The sequence below is a fragment of the [Clostridium] citroniae WAL-17108 genome, assembly GCF_000233455.1.
Classification (GTDB): domain Bacteria; phylum Bacillota; class Clostridia; order Lachnospirales; family Lachnospiraceae; genus Enterocloster; species Enterocloster citroniae.
Window position 1 is genome coordinate 630,261 of record NZ_JH376421.1, and the last position, 20,029, is coordinate 650,289.

Annotated in this window: 16 protein-coding genes, 1 pseudogene and 1 riboswitch; of the genes and pseudogenes, 3 read left to right on the top strand and 14 right to left on the bottom strand. The window is 49.5% G+C overall.

Features of this window, described 5'->3' with window-relative positions; translation table 11 throughout:
- Window positions 1-149: 149 nt before the first annotated feature.
- From HMPREF9469_RS12850 to HMPREF9469_RS12895, 10 genes are all read right to left on the bottom strand, one after another.
- Window positions 150-1,637 (bottom strand): aldehyde dehydrogenase family protein, encoded by a 1,488-nt coding sequence (locus tag HMPREF9469_RS12850; protein ID WP_007862542.1) that lies wholly within the window; start codon window positions 1,635-1,637, stop codon window positions 150-152.
- A 288-nt stretch (window positions 1,638-1,925) separates the two neighbouring features.
- A complete protein-coding gene (locus HMPREF9469_RS12855) occupies window positions 1,926-3,083 on the bottom strand; it encodes an iron-containing alcohol dehydrogenase (protein ID WP_007862543.1) in 1,158 nt (385 codons plus the stop codon).
- 588 nt (window positions 3,084-3,671) lie between these two features.
- Entirely contained in the window at window positions 3,672-5,039 is a 1,368-nt protein-coding gene (locus tag HMPREF9469_RS12860) for an AGE family epimerase/isomerase (protein ID WP_242827915.1), read from the bottom strand.
- A 5-nt stretch (window positions 5,040-5,044) separates the two neighbouring features.
- A complete protein-coding gene (nagA, locus tag HMPREF9469_RS12865; protein WP_007862549.1) occupies window positions 5,045-6,241 on the bottom strand; it encodes an N-acetylglucosamine-6-phosphate deacetylase in 1,197 nt (398 codons plus the stop codon).
- A gap of 24 nt (window positions 6,242-6,265) precedes the next feature.
- A complete protein-coding gene (locus tag HMPREF9469_RS12870; protein ID WP_007862551.1) occupies window positions 6,266-7,036 on the bottom strand; it encodes a glucosamine-6-phosphate deaminase in 771 nt (256 codons plus the stop codon).
- Window positions 7,037-7,051: 15 nt separating this feature from the next.
- On the bottom strand, window positions 7,052-8,326 hold the full coding sequence (locus HMPREF9469_RS12875; protein WP_007862553.1) for a nickel-dependent lactate racemase family protein: 1,275 nt from the start codon (window positions 8,324-8,326) through the stop codon (window positions 7,052-7,054).
- Entirely contained in the window at window positions 8,323-8,778 is a 456-nt protein-coding gene (locus HMPREF9469_RS12880; RefSeq protein ID WP_007862554.1) for an HIT family protein, read from the bottom strand. Before HMPREF9469_RS12880 ends, HMPREF9469_RS12875 begins: the two co-directional genes overlap by 4 nt.
- A 17-nt stretch (window positions 8,779-8,795) precedes the next feature.
- Window positions 8,796-9,644, bottom strand: coding sequence for a carbohydrate ABC transporter permease (locus HMPREF9469_RS12885; RefSeq protein ID WP_007862556.1), 849 nt, complete (start codon window positions 9,642-9,644; stop codon window positions 8,796-8,798).
- On the bottom strand, window positions 9,637-10,380 hold the full coding sequence (locus tag HMPREF9469_RS12890) for a carbohydrate ABC transporter permease (RefSeq protein ID WP_227884317.1): 744 nt from the start codon (window positions 10,378-10,380) through the stop codon (window positions 9,637-9,639). Before HMPREF9469_RS12890 ends, HMPREF9469_RS12885 begins: the two co-directional genes overlap by 8 nt.
- A 210-nt stretch (window positions 10,381-10,590) precedes the next feature.
- The gene (locus HMPREF9469_RS12895; protein WP_007862561.1) at window positions 10,591-11,928 is read right to left on the bottom strand and encodes an ABC transporter substrate-binding protein; all 1,338 of its coding nucleotides are present in this window, start codon (window positions 11,926-11,928) and stop codon (window positions 10,591-10,593) included.
- Between the two features lie 232 nt (window positions 11,929-12,160).
- On the opposite strand from HMPREF9469_RS12895, the gene HMPREF9469_RS12900 reads away from it, so the two are divergent.
- Both HMPREF9469_RS12900 and HMPREF9469_RS12905 read left to right on the top strand, forming a co-directional pair.
- Window positions 12,161-12,877: a FadR/GntR family transcriptional regulator gene (locus HMPREF9469_RS12900; protein WP_007862563.1), complete on the top strand. Its 717-nt coding sequence runs from the start codon at window positions 12,161-12,163 to the stop codon at window positions 12,875-12,877.
- The gene (locus tag HMPREF9469_RS12905) at window positions 12,874-13,674 is read left to right on the top strand and encodes a helix-turn-helix transcriptional regulator (RefSeq protein WP_007862564.1); all 801 of its coding nucleotides are present in this window, start codon (window positions 12,874-12,876) and stop codon (window positions 13,672-13,674) included. The genes HMPREF9469_RS12900 and HMPREF9469_RS12905 overlap by 4 nt, the downstream gene beginning before the upstream one ends.
- Window positions 13,675-13,808: 134 nt before the next feature.
- On the opposite strand, the gene metK is transcribed toward HMPREF9469_RS12905, so the two are convergent.
- The 4 genes from metK to HMPREF9469_RS12925 form a co-directional block, all read right to left on the bottom strand.
- Complete coding sequence (gene metK, locus HMPREF9469_RS12910; protein WP_007862565.1) at window positions 13,809-14,996, bottom strand: methionine adenosyltransferase; 1,188 nt, start codon at window positions 14,994-14,996, stop codon at window positions 13,809-13,811.
- A gap of 132 nt (window positions 14,997-15,128) precedes the next feature.
- A riboswitch (SAM riboswitch) is annotated at window positions 15,129-15,285 on the bottom strand.
- 110 nt (window positions 15,286-15,395) lie between these two features.
- Window positions 15,396-16,745 (bottom strand): amidohydrolase, encoded by a 1,350-nt coding sequence (locus HMPREF9469_RS12915; protein WP_007862566.1) that lies wholly within the window; start codon window positions 16,743-16,745, stop codon window positions 15,396-15,398.
- Between the two features lie 12 nt (window positions 16,746-16,757).
- A complete protein-coding gene (locus tag HMPREF9469_RS12920) occupies window positions 16,758-18,515 on the bottom strand; it encodes an adenine deaminase C-terminal domain-containing protein (protein ID WP_007862567.1) in 1,758 nt (585 codons plus the stop codon).
- Window positions 18,516-18,532: 17 nt separating this feature from the next.
- Window positions 18,533-19,588, bottom strand: a complete 1,056-nt coding sequence (locus HMPREF9469_RS12925; RefSeq protein WP_007862568.1) for an ABC transporter substrate-binding protein — start codon at window positions 19,586-19,588, stop codon at window positions 18,533-18,535.
- A 294-nt stretch (window positions 19,589-19,882) separates the two neighbouring features.
- Between HMPREF9469_RS12925 and HMPREF9469_RS33780 the strand changes: the two are divergent.
- A pseudogene (locus HMPREF9469_RS33780) lies at window positions 19,883-20,029 on the top strand (IS110 family RNA-guided transposase); the annotation flags it as partial.

The window sequence follows — 20,029 nt, forward strand, 5'->3', positions numbered from 1 at the left end:
ACCGGATCATCCTATATATCACTCTATGTATCGTTAAAATTAAATCAAAAAAACGGCAAGAAAAAAGAGAAACAGCCCCGGATCTTCCCGATCCAAAACTGTTCCCCTTCTATATAAAGAATCCACATAAAAAATACTTCTATTGCATTTTATTTTACAGGATAAAATCCTGTGGGCGCCTCACTGAGGTTGATCATAATATTTTTCATCTGGGTATAGTGCTCCAGCATCACCTTGTGGGTTTCGCGTCCAATGCCTGATGCCTTATATCCTCCAAAGGGCGCCCCCTCCGGGATGGCATTATAGGTATTTACCCACATACGCCCTGTCTCGATTGCCCTGGATACCCGCAGGGCCCTGTTGATATCCCTGGTCCATACAGCCCCTCCAAGGCCGTATTCACTGTCATTGGCCATTTGGACCACTTCATCCTCTGTCCGGAATTTCAGGATGCAGGCAACAGGTCCGAAGATTTCTTCCTGAGCCACCCTCATATGGTTTGTGACATTTCCAAGAAGGGTTGGTTTGAGGAAGCAGCCGTTTTCCAATCCCTCAGTCTTTAGCTGCTGTCCTCCGCAGAGCACGCTGGCACCTTCTGATTCTCCCACTTCTATGTACTTAAGGATCTTTTCCATCTGGGCCTTGCTGATCTGGCTTCCCATCTGGGTATCCGCTTCCCATGGAAGACCTACCTTGACCTGGTCAAAGCGCTTTACAGCCTCTTCCACAAACCGGTCATATATGCTTTCCTGGACAAAGACCCTGGAACCCGCGCAGCAGACCTGGCCCTGGTTAAAGAGGATTCCCATCTGCAGGCCGTCCATTGCCATTTCCCAATTGCAGTCCTCAAAGAAAATATTAGCCGACTTTCCCCCTAATTCCAGTGTGGAGGGGATCAGCCTCTGGGCAGCTGCCAGGGCAACGTTCCTGCCCACTTCCGTGGAGCCTGTAAATGCCAGCTTTCTAAAGCCCTTGTGCTCCAGCATATACTGGCCGGACTTGGACCCTGAACCGGTGATCACATTAAACACGCCTGCGGGCAGCACATCCTGGATCAGTTTTGCAAACTCCAGGACGCTTAAGGGCGTGGCGCTGGATGACTTAAACACGGTACAGCACCCGCTTGCAAGCACGGGAGCCAGTTTCCAGGCCGCCATAAGAAACGGGAAGTTCCACGGCACGATCTGTCCCACCACACCGATGGGTTCCCTGAGGATCAGGCTTAAGGTGCTCTCCCCAAGCATGTTGGCGCTGCCCTCATCTGCCATGATGCAGCCGGCAAAATACCGGAAATGCTGGGCGGACATAGGGATATCCACAGCCATGGTCTCCCTGATGGGCTTTCCGTTATCCAGCGATTCAACCATTGCCAGGTGTTCCTGGTTCGCGTCAATGATATCCGCAATCTTGTTTAGGATCACAGCCCTCTCATTGACCGTTACATGCTTCCAGGATTCAAACGCCTTCCAGGCCGCCTTCACTGCCTCATCCACATCCTCCCTGGTAGCTTCCGCGCACTCTGCCAGGACACTTCCGTCCGCCGGGCAGATGGTCTTAAATGTTTTTTTGTCGGAAGCATCCTTCCACTGGCCCCCGATCAACAACTGGTATCTCTCCTGCAGCCCTACATTATGCATAATAAATTCTCCTCTCAACACTTGGTACAGTATTCAGGCGGGCTTTTTGGGCACAAAAAAAACATGTATCTTAAAGCCAGCCTAAAACCGCCCTAAAACACCATGTTTCCAGAAAAACCTTCCTTGCCGGAAGATTAATACGGTTGTGTTACCCCTCTGGCCACTATGATATATCATGGGACAGGTAATAGTCAACAAAAATCTTTTATTTAACAAACTTTTATTGTTAACATTGCCTTAACACCAGGGCGCGCCTGATGATCTTCCTCCGGCACGCCCTGACAGAGCCTATTCCCCAACGTAGGCCTGGCGGTAAATTTCAATGACCTGTTCCCTGGTTGCAGTCCTTGGATTGGTCAGCTGGCATACGTCCTTTTTAGCGTTATCCGCCATGATGCCAAAGTCCTCTTCCCTTACTCCCAGCTGCTTTAGATCCGATGGGATCTCCAGCTGCCTGCTCAGCTTCTTAATGGCTTCAATGGCCTTTTCCGCCGCACATGTAACGGAAATCCCCTCCACCTGAACACCCATTGCCTGGGCCACATCCCTGAAGCGGTTCATGTTGCCGATCAGGTTATAGCTCTCAACATAGGGCAGAAGAATGGCGTTGCAGACACCGTGGGGCAGATTATAAAAGCCGCCCAGCTGATGAGCCATGGCATGGACATAACCCAATGACGCGTTGTTAAATGCAATGCCCGCCAGGTACTGGGCATACGCCATCTTATCCCTGGCCTTCATGTAATTTCCATTGGCCACCGCCTTGGGAAGGTAATGGGCGATCATCTTGATGGACATAATGGCTGCAGCATCTGTCAGAGGGTTGGCGTCCGTGGACACATATGCCTCAATGGCGTGGGTCAATGCATCCATTCCCGTGGAGGCAGTCAGAGCCGGCGGCATACCTTTCATAAGCTCCGGGTCATTGATGGCGATTTGTGGTGTAACCCTCCAGTCCACAATGGCCATCTTCACCTTGCGTGAGGTATCCGTGATAATACAGAACCTGGTAATCTCTGATGCGGTTCCCGCAGTGGTGTTGACCGCCATAAGAGGAACCATGGGGTTGGAGGATTTATCAACGCCTTCAAAATCAGCAATCTTTCCACCGTTGGCAGCCACCAGGCCGATTCCCTTTGCACAGTCGTGGGAGGAACCGCCTCCCAGGGAAATGATGGAATCGCATTGGTTTTCCTGGTAAAATACAGCTCCTGCCTCCACGTTTTTATCCGTTGGATTGGGCTCGGCTCCTGCAAAAATGCTGGCTTCCACCCCTGCCTTTTTAAGGATCTCCTGTACCCGGTCGGCCATTCCGATCTTTCCCAGATATTTGTCCGTGACAATCAGACATTTTTTTGCCCCTAAACTCTTAACTAACTCTCCTGCCTCCTGAACCGCTCCCTCACCAAAAACATTCCGTGTTGGTAAAAAATAATATGTAGACACACTGCTACCCCCTTATGGTTATAATTGCATCCCATCTCATCTGCCATCAGCAGGACGGGTGCTCTAATGCTGATTATAGCCAGGGAATTTATTCTGTCAATTAAAATATATATTTAACATTTATTTGATAATTATTAGATTTATCTCGATTTATAATTAACATTTTTTATATAATTTTGCTTGTTAAGATTTTTTAACATGTTGTCTGTGATTATCCTGTGTTTAAAAAATTGCTACATTATTAGTTGGAAAAATGTGACGGCGAACTTCCCGTAAGATCGCTCCATGTGCCTGTGATGCCATCCAATGTATTGAGAGTCTCACAGCGCCAGATATGTTATAGTTTTAACATATTGAAGACAAATTTTTTTAGAATATAAAAATAATATTTTTTAAAAGCCGTAAAACTTTGAATATATTTTAACAATATTTCAAAATTCTACAGCTTTTTTTCAAGCATACAGGGTGGTATTTACCTTGTACCCCTTAAATAAAATTAGAAAATTGATAAAAAACACTTATATGTGAATGAATTAACACATCTAAGTCACCTGATCTTTTTCTGTTTTTGTGAACATCCATCTTCGGCTATATGCCCGGATCCATTACCATGGTATCCAACAACTCCAAAATTAAGATCAGATCCCTTGCAATGTGGAACGGATCTTTGACCGGAAGTGCTACCACCTTGTCCTGAGGGCTTCCGTCCCGCTTGCAGATCTGTTTCCACTCCCTCACCTCAGGGTCTTGATTGGGAAATGTCCGGAAGGTGTAAGAAAATACTTTTTCATGCCACTCCAGAAACTGCGTTTTTCCAGTACGGTGATAGCACAGCAATGTGGTGTACAGTGCTTCCGCATGGACCCACCACAGCTTATCTCCCCACCCTTCCAAAACCTGCCGCTCCACAGGTTCCGTGATAACGGTATCCGACCGCGCAAAGGTTTGGGGCTTCATTTTCCCAGGCATGTCCGTATATGTCTTCCTGGGCATACCTGTATGCATATCCCCTGGAGGGCCGCCCTCCACCGAGCTATAGTGAAGAATTCCGCCAAATTCCTTGTCCCACCCAATATTCAGCGCCTGCTCGGTGATATGAGCGATCCGTTCCACCATTTCCTCCCGCCCAAGCAAATCTGCAGCATCCATCATAAACCACATGTCCTCAATGGTATGTCCCGGATTGGCATGCTGACCCAGCACCCCCTTCACCTGGCTGTTGTCTGCGGCGATCACCTCGTGTATTACATCCTTCTCATCTGTAAAATGGTATAAAATGTCATCTACAAATACGCGCAGGTGTTCCCTCAGCGTGTCACGGTACCCCGGGTCCAAATGTTCGGCAGCCGTATACAGTTCTCTGGTCACGTTGGAGAGGATCATGGGAATACCATGGGCCCGATAGCAGCTTGACAGCGGGTACGGCAGGGTATTGAATGTTCCGGTTCCGATCCGATCCAGAATGGATTCATAGAGCTGTTTTCCAAATCCGTACGCCTCCGGGTCACCGGCAGCTGCAGCGTAACCGGCCATGGCCAGCACTACAAAACAATCCGCGTAAATACTCATATCCAGAGGCTCCCACCCCTCAACATGCTTGGGAGTACCGTCCCGCTCCATCAGATAAACACAGCGCACATCCTTTGGCCCCATCAGGCTGTGTTTGATCAAGAAATCTCTTCCCACCTTTGCCAGCCGTATAAATTCATTTCTCTGGGATTGGGAAAAAATTCTCGTTTTTGTATTGGCCAGACGTGAAAACAGCCACACAAAACGTCCCTGGCTCCAGGTATATTTGTCATAACTCAGCAGACGCTCCCCTGTATTGTCAAAGCAGTTCACATATCCGCCGTGCTCTTTATCCAGACACCTGGGCAGCCAAAAGGCCAAAATATGGTTGGTCAATTCATTTTCGTAAAAGCCTTTTAGGCGCAGCAGCTCATTCCGATTCATCATTTACCTCATTTCCCGGACTCAAAGGAGCCGTATACAACATTCCCCCGCACCATGGCAGCGCTGATACGTATGTCCTCATCAAAGCAGATCAGATTGGCGGTTTTTCCCGGCATGATGCTTCCCACCTGATCCCCTATCCCCATGATTGCAGCCGGTGTCAGACTCATCATACGTACACAGTCCCACAACGGCACCCTGGCCTGACGGTACATCACCCGTACCAGCCGGTCGTCCGTGGCAATACTTCCTGCAAACGCCATGCGGTCCGGCATTTTCGCAACATCATCCTCAATAATCACCCTCTGCCCGTTTTTTAGGCTGCCCAGCACAGACTCCTTCACATTCTGCCCGGCACAGCGCATGGAGTCACAGGTCAGCGCCATTTTGCCCGGCCCCTTGATCCGATACACCATCTCCAGGATTTCTGCCGGCAAATGACATCCGTCAGCAATTACCTCCACGGTCAGATCATCAATGCAGAACGCACTTTCGATCAGGCCAGGATAGCGGAAGCCACCCTTTCTCACCATACCGGACATGGCGGAATAGAGGTGCGTCACATGGCTGATTCCATTGTGGTATGCCTCCAGGACCTGGCTGTACTCCGCATCCGTATGGCCCATGGAAGGCACAATTCCATGATCGATCAGACAGCGGGCAAACTCCATGGCTCCCGGCAGTTCCGGTGCCAGGGTCCATCGGGAGATCGCGCCTTCTCCGTAGAAGATAAACTCTTCGTACTCCTCCCGCCGGGGATTACGGATGTATCTCTCGTCAATCGCTCCCTTCTGTTTAGGATTCAGATAAGGTCCCTCCATATGAAGACCCGGCAGTTCCGGGCCGTCCGTCATAATACGCCGGGCGGATCGAAGCCCATCAATACTGTTAAAAATCTCCTCCCGTCTGGCGGCCAGGGTGGTGGGAAACAGCGTGGTGGTACCGTGCTGCAAATGGGTTCTTGCCGCTGTTATTACCGCCTCTGCGGTGCCGTCCATAAAGTCGCAGCCTCCGGCACCATGACTATGTATTTCCACAAACCCAGGGGATAAATATTTCCCCCTCAGGTCAAATACCTGATCCCCACGGTTGACCTGTGGAAATCCTGTTCCCGCTGCCTGGATCTTATGCCCCTCCACTGTGACAAATCCCTGCTCAATACGATCCGGATAGATTAATGCAGCATTAACAAAATGTACACTCATGGATAACCTCCCATCGCTCAGATACTACAACACATAGTTTGCAGACTCGCGATCCAGATACAGGACCGCATCCCTGTGGGTAGTCAGAATGCTGGCCGGGCAGCGCTCAGATACCTGCCCGTCCAGCATATCCCGCACAGCCTCAGCCTTAGTCGCTGCGGGCACGCTGCAGACCATTGATCCCGCCGCCATAAGCCCCGGGATCGTCACTGTTACAGCGTGGGTGGGCACCTGGCAAAGTTCCTTAAAGCATCCGTCATGGACTTGTTGTTCCCGGCATTTTTCCTCCAGCTTCACCACTTTAGCCATTACCGGGTCACGGAAGTCTGCTACCGGAGGATCATTAAAGGCCAGATGCCCGTTCTCTCCCACCCCCAGCAGGCAGATGTCTGCTGGATTTTTTTCCAGAAGCCTGCTGTAGCGGAGCGCCTCCGCATCAGGATTATCAGTATTCCCATTAATCAGATTGATGGAGCGAAACGGAAGGAGGTCAAATACCATGCGTTTTAAGTAATTGCAAAATCCCGCCGGATGCCCCGGGTCCAGGCCTACATATTCGTCCATATGGTAAGCGTTGACACGCGTCCAGTCAATTCCATCTGCATTTACCAGTGTTTTTAATGTCTCATTTTGAGAGGGTGCGGCTGCAAAGATCACATTGACCACTTCTTTATCTCCAAGCAGGTCCCGGATACGTCTGGCAGCCTGTTCCCCTGCCTTACGGCCCATGGCCTCACGTGTATCAAATACCATAATGTGAAGCCGGCCCGTATAATAGTCTTTTAACATTGTCATCTCGTTTCTCCTTCATCATTCATATAAAAATGCATCTGCCCCACCGCTCATAGCCGCTACCCGGCAATCCTCGTACTCTGCCACCGCGTCATCCACTGCCTGCTGGAGAGCGGACAGGGGATAATATTTACATCCGCATTGTGCCATCTGCTCTGCAGTGACCCCTCCTCCCACTACCACCAGCTTCCGGCGGCGGCGCATCTTGGACATGCTGTTTCCAACTGCAATCGCTAACCGGTCACCGGGAATCTCTTCCCCGGCAATACAGGCCCGCACAATATCATCTCCATCGTCCCGGGACATGTATTCCGGATATTCCGGATGGGGCCCAATCCCCTCATGGTTGGGGCTGATCATGATTATGGTTCCGCCTCTATCCCCCTTTAAAGCCGGCTCTGCCCCATACATGGCTTTGGGAGACTGCCAGAAATCCTGGTCCGCGGGATGAGAACTGACGATCACTACATCTGCTTTTTCAGTAACCTTACTTCCCAGGATCGTCCTGCCGATCCTGACCCCCTCCCGGTGAGCCTTTATGTAATCGCCGGCAACCACCCTGCAAAGTTTCAGCTCCGGGGTCAGTATGGTATTGATGATAAAATCAAGACCGATACGCCTTACCCAGCCCTCCATCATATCCCGGATAGGCGTGGTATTCCGGCCAAACATATTTTCATCATACAGACTGGCCTTTAAGTGAAAATATGAGACTGTATCTTCTCCTGCCACACCGGGAAAGATGATTTTCCCTCCCCCTCCCCAGCCCATCACCGGATGGGGGACAAGGTTTCCCACCCCGATACGCACCTGCGCATCCATGATAGCGCTGGTAGCCATAAGGGGCGCCCCCTCCTCCGTGTCACCAATATAAACCAGATGTTCCGGGTCCCTGAATTCTGAATTCATGACAGGGTAGGTATCATAGATCGTATCTCCCACCCGTTCACGCATCTCTTCCTCGGTCATATAACGATGACTGCCCAGAGCGATCACAATTTTAATGTGTTCCGGCCTGGCCCCGCAATCTGTAAGCTTTTCCATGAGCACAGGCAGAATGGTGCTGATGGGTGTAGGGCGGGAACCATCGTCCACGATCACGGCAATCTTCTGATCCGGTGAAATGATGTCCTCCAGCCCTCTGCCGCCGGTCGGATGCTCAATGGCATACCGGATTTCCTGTTCCGGATATTCGGCCGGCTGTGCCTTTGGCGGATCGATCATACCGATAAAGCATTGGTCCGGTACTTCCATTTCCACCATCTCATTTCCATAAGGAAGACTGATCATCATAGCCCAATACCTCTCTTTTTCATTACTGCTTTACGGATCAGTTCCATCCGTTCCCGATACTGCTCATCCGTCAGTATGATCTTATCCTTTTCTTCGGGGAACAGCACAAAGGGACCTCCCCAGCCCAGCCTGCCCTTATACTTGGGGCAGAGCGTGTAGTGTACATGGGTCACCTCATCGCCGTAAATTGCATAATTGATCTTGTCGGCCCCAAACAGATCTTTGATGGTCCAAGCCAAGGCACAGACATCATCCATGTACTCATCCCGCTCTGCTTTAGGAATCTCAAACAACTCGCTGTAGTGATCCCGGAACATGATGGTACAGCGGCCGGCCAGTGTCTGATCCTTACACAGAAACACACTGGAGGCCTTTAAGTCGCAGATTTTAAACAGCAGGCTGCGAAACCCCTTGTCCTGATCACAATAGTAGCATCCTTTTATATCTTCCATTACAAATACCCTCTCTTTTATTTAATTGCTCCTGCTGTGTGGTCCCCGGTAATATAATTGCGGATACAGATAAACAGGATCACCAGCGGCACGGTGGTATACATAGCTCCGGCCATCACATAATGCCAGGGGATCCCCACCGCCGGATTATTCTTTAAAATTTCATAAAGGCTGACTATGATCGGCTTTTTCTCCGTTGTTGAGATAAATGTGAATGCAAATAAAAATTCATTCCATGTCCTGGTAAAGGCAAATATAACCGCTACCGCGATTCCGGTACTGGACACCGGTAAAAATATTCTGGTCATTACCATAAAAGGACTGCATCCATCGATCTTAGCTGCCTCCACCACCTCTTTGGGCACTCCGTCAAAGGTGGCTTTCAACATAAGAACGATAAATGCCAGATTAAAGGTAGTGTTCATAAGTACCAGGCTGAACCAGCTGTCGATCAATCCCAGCCTGTTCATCATGGTGTACAGAGGAATGATGACAATGACCGGTGCAAACATCTGGCTTACCAGGACCAGATAATATATCTGCTTTTTGAAGTAAAAATCCAAGCATGAAAATGCATAGGATGCCGGTATGGCGATTACCATGATCAGGGAGATCGTCAGGCCGGTAATGATCAGGCTTGCCTTGAAGCCGTTTAAAATATGCATTTTCTCAAATACCTGCACATAATTCTCAAAGGCAAAGGTCTTGGGGATCCAGGTTACAGGCATGGTAAACACATCATTGGCCTTTTTTAAAGACACGGAGATCATGGCTGCCACCGGGAACATCAGTACCACGATAATTAAGAGCACCAGCAGGACAAACAGAAGCTTTTTGATATTTTTTTTAGTTCTGTATTTATTCATACCGCGTATCCTCCCCTTTGGAATTTACATAGAGCACTGCAAATACAGACAGGATCAAAAAGCTGACCACGCTGATTGCTGCTGAATAGCCCCGGTTATTAAATTGGAACGCATTCTGATATATAAAATTCACCATTATGGAAGATGAATTGGCCGGGCCGCCCTGGGTCATCATATAAATGACATCAAAGGTGTTAAACGCCCAGATCCCAATGAGCAGTCCCAATGTCCGCACCGAAGAAGTGATCAGCGGCAGTGTAATTGAAAAAAACTGCTGTCTGCCGTTTGCCCCGTCTATTCTGGCCGCCTCGTAGATATAGGAGGGGATCGAATACATAGTGGACAGGATATTAAGGGCGCAGAAGGGCGCTACTGCCCAGATGTTGACGATCATTACTGCAATCAGCGATGTCTTTGAGTTTCCCAGAAAGTCCATGGGCAATCCCAGAATGTGCGTGTCCATTAAGAACTGAGTAATATGTCCGAACATGGGATTATACATCAGACGCCAAATCATGCAGGAAACCGCTGCCGGCATTGCGTAGGGGATCAGCATGATCGCTGTCATCATTTTTTTACCCAAGAATTTTTTGTACAGAATCAGGGCCATGAAAAGTCCCAGAAGCAGTTTGAATGCAACCCCTACAAATACCCACAAAAATGTATTCTTAAACATGCGCGGTGTATCCGGGTTGGCAAACAGGTCCGCAAAGTTCTGCAGACCTACAAAGATCATGCTTCCATTTACCTTCCGCTCAAAAAAAGACATGTAAAATACCTGTGTGATTGGGTACAGAATAAACAGGAGAAAAATCGCGAGCATGGGAAGAACGTATAATAGATTAACCGCCCTGTCGTGCTTTTCCTTTTTCGAGAAACCATTCATTGTCCATCTCCCTCATCTAAAAAAGCGGACGGGGAAGGAAACCGCCCGCTGATTCTATTGTCATTGTTTTGCCAGTAATTCATCCACCTGATCGCCGGCCAGTTCCATAGCCTGTGCCGGGCTGATCTCTCCCATAACAGCTTTGGTAACCGCATCCGCCATGGCCTTTTGTACCTCTTCCCAGCATGTGATAGACGGCTTAAATTTTGCCATGGACTCCATTGCTGCAAATGGGGCTACCATCACATTGGCAGGATCCGTAAACTCCGGAATCTCCTTAAAGTAACTCTGCTGGTTGGGAACAAAACCGGACTGATTGATCACCTGTCCCTGGTACTTAGCAGTATGCCAGAATTCCAGCCATTTTGCCGCCGCCTCCTGGTTACCGGTATTAAACACCAGGTCTATGTCCATGACACCCAGAGAATACCTGGAACCGGAAGGTCCTGCCAACGGCTCTGTAATCTCAGCCCAGCTGTAATCCTCACCAGCCTCCTTAAGAGCTGCCAACCCCTGGGCATTGTGGAAATAAGCCGCTGCTATCTGTGTTGTAAAGTTGTTTTGGGTACTGTTGATATCCGCCTGTCCATAGTCCGGAACAGCGTATTTTGCAAGGTCCACATACATTTGCAGCGCCGCTATCCCATTTTCATTGTTAAATCCATTTGCGGTTCCATCTGCATTCATCACATCTGCATCATAAGCCCAGAGAATGGGAAGGAAGCAGTCCAGCGTATTTTTAGGATGCCCTGCCACCATGGTGTATGCGTATTTGCCTGAGGAGGGATCGGTCAGCTTTTCCCCGTCCGCCAGAAATTCCTCCCAGGTAGTCGGAATCTTTTCAATGCCGGATTCTTCCATTCTGTTTTTGTTAAACAGCATTCCGCGGATGGACATGTATGACGGCATGGCCCAAAGTTCATCACCCACAGAACACACCTCCAAGGCTGCCGGTGAAAAGTCATCATAGAGTTCCTTGCTGATCAAGTCGTTAATAGCTACCGTGTATCCAGCCTCCCGAAACTGCTGAGTCCAGGAAGAAAAGCCATACATGGCATCCGGCATATTGCCTCCCTCTGCCAAGGTCAGTATTTTCTGGTACGCATCACTGTAAGCCCAACTCTCCAGCTTTACCTCAATGCCGGTCTCGCTTTTAAACGCTTCGGCGGCCTCCTTCAGAAGTTCCATACCCGTATCCCCCAGGGTGACATAGGTAATGGTCGTGCCATCCCCTGCCTTTGGTGCTTCAGTACCCGCATCATTCCCGCTGTTTGACTGCGCTCCATTGGCAGGCGCTGCCGTATCGGCCGGAGCCGGATTTCCGGAAGAACAACCGCCCAGAGCGGACAGCATGGCTACGGAAAGTATCACAGAAACACATTTCTTTAGTTTTCTCATAGGTTACTTCCTCCCATCATTTTTAATGACTTTATTATACAGGGTTTCCCTTTCATTGTATTTACATTTTTTAGGTCAGTTTTTTACATGTTTAGAATATATTTTCTATAAGTTGTATATTTTTTAATCATATTTTCCCATATTTTATGTAATATTTGAAAAATATAACTTAATATGATATAATCATCATATGAATAAAAGCGCATAGATAATGTCTGCAGGAGGTGTTTGTATGGTTGTTCAGCGCACAAAACTTTCCGATCAGGTGGCGGATCAGCTTCGCTCCATGATTACCGGGAAACAGTACCGTCCGGGCGAAAAACTTCCAGTGGAGGCTGAGCTGGCAGCCCAGTTTGGAGTCAGCCGCATCACTGTCCGGGAGGCGATGCACAAGCTGGATATCATGGGTATTGTGGATGTGCGCCAGGGCGCCGGAACCTTTGTGCGTGAGATCACCCCCAATGCCTACATAAAAACACTGCTTCCCATGCTGTCCATGGACAACAACAGCCTAAAGGACATTTTTGAGATACGCCAGATCATTGAGTGCAAATCCGCGGAATTGGCTGCATTAAATGCCACCCCCGAGGACCTGGCCCAGGTAAAGCTGCCCTTGTCCAAGATGGCGGAGACTGCACGCACGGGAAAACTCCGGCAGTATAACGAGTTGGATGTGCAGTTTCACTATGCAGTTGCCAAATGCACCCATAACCAGATTTTGATCACCATCCAGGAGCTGTTGAGCGACCTGGTGGAGGGTTCCATCAGCATGGGGATCACACCATTAAACGCACTGGAACACTCTGTGATCTTTCACCGCAAGATTTATGAGGCCATTGCCAAACACGACAGTATCAGTGCCGCAGGCCTGATGAACGCCCACATTGAAGGCGGAGTCAATTATGCCAAGAATATCATGCAGGATAACTACGGAAAGGAGCAGCCATGATACAGGACATCCGCCTGGTAGGCTATGATTTTCTGGACAAGCCGCTTCTGCCCATGGCTATGCAACGTCAATTCCACCTGTTTTATGTATTTGATGGCAGCGGTGTTCTGATTGTGGACAGCAGCAGCTATACCTGCTCCAGGGACAGCCTATTCCTTTTTCCCTCCTTGGAGGTGGCTATACCAACCCCAGCAAGCCGCTCCTCCCTGACAATTCTTCATATAACCTTTACTTGTGCCTCCCCTGACATGGACAGGGAGTTTACGCTGCTGCCCAGGCTCCTTCCTTTTTCCGCCGAGAATCGCAGCCTGTTAATGGAAATTCTGCATGAATGCATCCTTAAGCGGCCCATATATGAAGACCTGTGTTCCCTGTATCTGGAGCAGCTTCTGATTCCCCTGGCTGCAGCCGCATATCGGGAATGTCAAACTGATTCCCACTTCCCAAGGATATCCAGACAGCCCGAAGGACCCTTGTCCGAAGCCTGTTTATACATTGATCGTCATCTAAGTGAGGACTTATCCTCGGACATACTGTGTGAAGCCTGCCGCATAAATGCACGCCAGCTCAACAGCCTTTTTAAGAAGACGTTCCATCAGTCCACTATTGAGTACATAGGGAACCGCCGTCTGGCCCGGGCCCGGGAGCTGCTGTGCTTTTCTCAGCTCTCCATCACCCAGATTGCCGAGTACACCGGCTTTAAGTCCGTCCACTACTTCAGCCGCGTTTTCAAAGAAAAGGAGGGCATTCCGCCGGGCGAATACAAAAAGCGGATTGCCCGTTCCCTCACCCTCTGACTTTCTCACCCACAGAATCATTTTATAAAGACAATAACAGGAATAAATACATAACCGAAGGAGACATTACACTCTATTGGTGCAATGCCTCCTTATCTCGTTTATACCTATCCAGTATTATTCAATCCCACTGTTTACAGATAAGATCTCAGCAGCTCAACCTTATCCAGCTTCTCCCACGGCAGATCCAGGTCATTACGTCCAAAATGTCCGTAAGCAGCGGTCTGCTTGTAGATCGGACGGCGCAGGTCCAGCATCTTAATAATGCCGGCCGGACGCAGGTCAAAGTTGGAGCGGATGATCTCCACCAGCTTCTCATTTCCCAGTTTTCCTGTTCCGTAAGTATCCACCATAACAGAGGTTGGATGTGCCACACCAATGGCATAGGACAGCTGGATCTCACACTTGTCGGCCAGTCCGGCTGCCACGATATTCTTGGCCACATACCGGGCCGCATAGGCTGCGGAACGGTCCACCTTAGTACAATCCTTGCCGGAAAACGCGCCGCCGCCGTGGCGTGCGTATCCGCCGTAAGTATCTACAATGATCTTACGTCCGGTAAGGCCGCTGTCTCCCTGCGGGCCGCCGATCACAAAACGTCCGGTGGGATTGATGAAAAACTTGGTATTCTCATCCACCATATCCTGGGGAAGGATCTGGTCAAAAATGTATTTCTTTACATCTGCGTGGATCTGCTCCTGGGTAATACTCTCGTCATGCTGGGTGGAAAGCACCACTGCATCCAGGCGCACCGGCTTATCATTCTCATCATACTCCACCGTAACCTGGGACTTTCCGTCCGGGCGGAGATAGCTGAGAGTGCCGTTCTTTCTCACCTCGGTCAGGCGTTTGGTCAGCTTGTGTGCCAGGGAAATGGCATATGGCATGTACTCTTCCGTCTCATTGGTGGCAAAACCAAACATCATGCCCTGGTCGCCTGCACCAATGGCATCCAGCTCCTCATCAGACATCCTGTTCTCCTTTGCTTCCAAGGCCTTATTCACCCCAAGTGCAATATCCTGTGACTGCTCATCAATGGCAGTGATCACGCCGCAGGTGTCGCAGTCAAATCCGTATTTTGCACGGTCATATCCAATCTCCCTGACTGTCTCACGGACAATCTTCTGGATATCCACATATGCATTGGTTGTGATCTCTCCCATGACCAGCACCAGGCCGGTTGTGGTAGCTGTCTCACATGCCACACGGCTCATGGGATCCTGGGCCATCAGCGCGTCCAGGATCGCGTCTGAGATGGCATCGCACATTTTATCCGGATGTCCTTCGGTCACGGATTCAGATGTAAAAAGTCGTCTTTCCATAATAATCGTTTCTCCTTTTCATTCAAACAAATATTAATAGGTTTTGCAACATTTCTCCCGATGATCGGAAAATTACAAAAAATAAAGTCCGCAGCAATTGCGGACTTGAAAATATCATTAAATCTTCAAATCCTCTTATTGCTCGATTAAGCTTGCGCAATGCGCACGCTCCTCGCTCAGGCTGGCACCTTCCGGCCCTTTTGCATGCCATCAGACAAACTCTGACATACTCAACCGGGGTTGCCGTGACTTCACAGGTCCTTTGTACCTCCATCACTCTGAATAAGGGATATATATTTATTTACGAACTTTTTAATTGTAAAAGATGTTACCTTCCATATAGTAATGCATTTGCACATGCATGTCAACACCTTATTGTGATATATTTTATCAGCACCTTTAATATTGGGGGCGGGGGGCTTGCTTTCTATGGTGGATAATTTCCCCAAAAGGCGTACGGTTCATTTTCTGCCGCAGTTCTTCCCGTATCTCCCCCATATTACAAAGCACCGGTCTTTTATCTCTTACCAGGCAGCTGCCCGCCACATACACATCCCTTACATTATCTGCCCGTGCGCTGTACACAAGGGCCGCATAAGGGTCATATACGGGAAACATGTTGGGGGAATCTGTTTCCACCACCGTGATATCCGCTGCCTTTCCCGGCACCAGGGATCCGGTCACCTCCCCCAGCCCCAAAGCATTGGCCCCCCATATGGTCGCCATAGAGACTATATCCTTTGCGGGAAAGGCGCTTCTGTCTTTTAAATCATTCTTATGGAAATTAGCACAAAACCTCATCTGTGTAAACAGATCCAGCGTATTGCCGCTGGCAGGACCATCGGTGCCCAGCCCTACGGCTATCCCCTGATCCAGCATGGAACTTACCGGTGCAACGCCTTTGGCCGCCTTGGTGTTGGAGCCGATGCAGTGGGCTGCACCGCTGCCTGCGCTGCCCATAAGACTGATATCCTGCTGTGATACCCGGATGCTGTGGGCACATACGGTGAGGGGATCCAGCACTCCCAGCCGGTCCAGATATTCTACCGGGGTACATCCAAACTGTTCTCTGAGATAGGACATCTCATAATCCATCTCAGCCACATGGAGGGTAAATGGAACCCCATATTCCTGATCCAGCTCATGTATCTTCTGAAGAGTACTGCTGCTGCAGGTTGTTGTGCCATGGGGTGAGATGCAACCCATAATCCGTGGATGGTTCCTATACCTCCTGATCAGTTCTTCCCCCCGCGCAATGGACTCCCGGGGCGTTCCCGCATCACAGGTGGCATCCTCCATCACCGTTTCCCCTGCAATTCCCCTGATGCCCATCTCATCCATAACACCTGCCACTGCATCCTCAAAATAATACATGTCCATGACCGTGGTCACACCGCTTAAAAGAAGTTCGCACACCGCAAACCTGCTTGAAAGCCGGACCAGCTCCCTGTCCATGGCCTTAAACTCCATGGGCAGGAGAAAGACCCTGAGCCTGTCTCTGCAGTCATCTCCCAGCCCTCTAAAGGGGATCATTCCCATATGACAGTGTGTATTGACCATGCCGGGCATTACAATGGCATGGCCTGCATCTATGACCATCATCCCCTGCCTGTCTCTATATGCATCATACCCTGTCATGGGACCCACCTCTGATATCCGGTCATCCTCCATGATCAAATATCCATCCGGGTACACATCCATTCTGCTGTTCATTGTCACTATGATGCCATTTTTGATCATTGTTTTCATAACAAAACTCCCCTAATCCATATAGTCCTCAATAAGAGGAAGCTGCTCCTGGCTTCTCACATCCAAAAGTCCGTAATCCGTCAGCTTCAGCTGCGGCGACACAGGCAGAGCCAAGGTGGACATGGACATGATCTCATTGTTGTTCTCATACCCCAGCCGTCTCATTGCCCTTCTCACCCCTGCCAGATCACGGGCCAGTTCCTCCACCGGCCCGTCATATATGATCCCCCCGACAGGAAGCAGGGCCTGGGCCGTCACCTTACCGCCCTCAGCCGCCACATAACCGCCCTGGAGTGTTACCACCCTGTTCTGTGCCACGGCCATGTCCTTTTCACAGGTTCCCAGCACCAAAAGGTTGTGGCTGTCATGGGACCATGTTGTGGCAATGGCTCCAGGCCTTTTTAAGGCCCCTTCCACCAGTCCGTAGGATATATTCCCGTTCTTCCCATACCGTTCAAAGATCACGGCCAGGGACAGACCTGCTTCCTTCCAGCACAGGATGCCGTCTTTTACCTCCAGCTCCCTTATGACCCTGGATGTAGCGGTCCCAAAGGCCTGGATCTTCATTACATTTACCCTGACCCTATGACAGGGCCGGGCTGCTTTCAGAAAGAAATCCTCCTCCCTGGCCATGGAACATTTCACTGAATGATAAAATGCTTCAGGTACAATGGTATTCCCCGCCCGGCCATCATCTGCCTCAGCGACCTGTTCTTTTCCGTACACGCATGTTCCGTTTTTATATACAGCCCTTGGCTGAAAATCTTCCAGATCATCCAGCAGCACAAAATCAGCCAGCTTCCCCGGCGCGATCATTCCCCTGTCATCCAGATGCATTCTTCTGGCCGGGGTCAGAGTGGCGCAGTAGATTGCCTTTTCCACCGGCATACCCATTTTGACAGCATGGCTTAGGATCCTGTTCAGCTGCCCTTTTAAAAGCTGGTCCGGCATGGTGTCGTCCGTGATCAGGGCAACATTTTCATATAACCCGAATCTGTTCACGGTCTCTACAACCTCCCGTGTCAGGGACTTGTACTGGAGTTCCATGAACATGCCCATATCTGTTTTTTCCAGAACCGACTCCGGTGTCTGCTGGGTGTGGTCCGCATCCACCCCCTCATAGATAAACCGGCAAAGATCAGTGCCGGTAATCCTTGGACAATGGCCTTCAATCCGCATTCCGGACCTGGGGCCGCTCCCTTTTCCAGATGTTTTCCCGGTTTGGGAACCATCCCTGCATATCCTTACCAGCCGTTTGATCAGTGTATCATCCTGGGACGTCAGATCCTTAAAATTCATAACCTCACCAAGGCATAGCACTCTGTTATTTTCAGCCAGGACCTTTGTCTCTTTTTCCCCAATCCTTGCCCCTGAGGTTTCCAGCCTTTCGTTGGTGGCGGGCACGCTTGATGGAATGGCATAAAATATGTCCTGATCTGTTTTCTGCCCCATAAACCATTCGATCCCCGCCATGCCGAACACATTGGCGATCTCATGGGCATCCGCCACCACAGTGGTCACGCCATAAGGCAGGGTGATGCGGGAAAACTCAGCCGGATAGGTCATGGAGCTTTCAATATGCATATGGATGTCAATAAGGCCTGGGATCATATATCTGCCCCTGCCGTCTATGACCTTTGCTCCCGGATAGCAAAGCGCAGGGGAAACCTCAAAAAACCTTTCCCCTGCAACTGCTACATCCCTTTTTTCAAAACACTGCCTGTAAGTCATAAAGACCAAGGCATCTTTTACCACGAAATCAATTTTCATAAATTCTCTCCAGGGATCTAATTGTTGATGATCCTGTTCCACTGGTCGATCCAGGCATTTAACTGCGGATTTACAAAGGAGTAGTCCAGAACCTTGGCATTGGCCGCATTTTCACCGTAGGTCATGTTCTTTGATTCCTCCTCAGTGAATTCCACTTTGCTGTTGGTAGGCGCCTCATTCAGGGCTTTGCCTGTCTTGGCCTGAAGCTGCGGGCTTAAGCGGTAGTTCAGGTACTCATAGGCCAGTTCTTTATTCTTACAGTTCTTTGTAATGCTGATGGTGTTAAAGTTGGCGTATGTGGTATCAGGCGTCATATAAACCAGATCAGGATTTGCGGCCTGGATGGTGGGCACGCCGAAATCCCCCACAACAGCCACCGCCACCTCACCTGAGGTAAACATATTGATCAGGTCGGAAGACTTGGTGTAAGTCTTTACCAGGTTTGGCTTCAGCTGTTCCAGGGCCTGAAACGCCGCCTCTGCCTGGTCACTCTTAATGTCTGCCCCCGCATGATCGCTTGCCATATAAACCATGGCCGGTCCAAAGGTAGTGGTGATCTCCGGAATGGATACCATGCCCTGGAGCCTTTCATCCCACAGATCGTCAAAGCTCTTGATCTCAAAGTCTACTGCATTGGGATCATACATGATACCAATACTGTTAATGGTGTAGGCAACGCCCTGCCCTGCCTCTGCCATGGTCTTGGCGGCTGTGATCATATCCTTTGCGTTCTCAATCTTACTTAAGTCAATGTCCTCAAACAATCCCTCCTCAATCCCCTTTGCCGTCATGGCCTGGGAGAGCTCGATCACATCAATACTGGACTGACTGTCGGCAGCCAGTTTGGTATAGCGGTCATTGGTGCCCCCTGTCTCAGTGACGATCTCACAGTTAAACTCCTGCTCAAAGGGCGCGTATACCTCCTCTGCGGAAATGTCCTCGCTCAGCCCGTAGGTGGAAAGCACCAGTTTCTGCCGACCGCCCTCATCTGTCTTGCCATCCCCTGAAGCTGAACCGCCGCAGGCTGTCAGTGTCATTGCCGCGCAAAGTACCATTGCAATTGTCTTTTTCATCATAATCTCCATTCCGCGCGCCTTCGGGCGCGGCACAAATAGTAATGAAAGATTTTCAAAACCTCTACTCCGTGAGATAATGCTTCTAAGAAGCTATACTACAAAGCACGGGAGGAGGAGTTGTAAATTCTTTCTCGTTTTAGACAGCATTATAATCAGTGTAAGTCCTGCCTTTTCAAGCACAAATAAGTGGTACTACGAGTCCGTACACTAAGAATTGTTTTAACGCCTTGGTTAAATTGTGTGGCAGTTCAGTCAATGGCTTCTTATCTTACTTTAGAAAGGAGCATGACTATGAAAGTTACTTACCAAACCTGTTGTGGTGTCGATGTTCACAAATCTTTTCTCGTCGCTACAATCATCAAAACTTCTGGTAGAATAGAACCTGACTACCTGAAAAAGCGTTTTCTACTTTTAACAATTCTATACTTGAATTCAAAC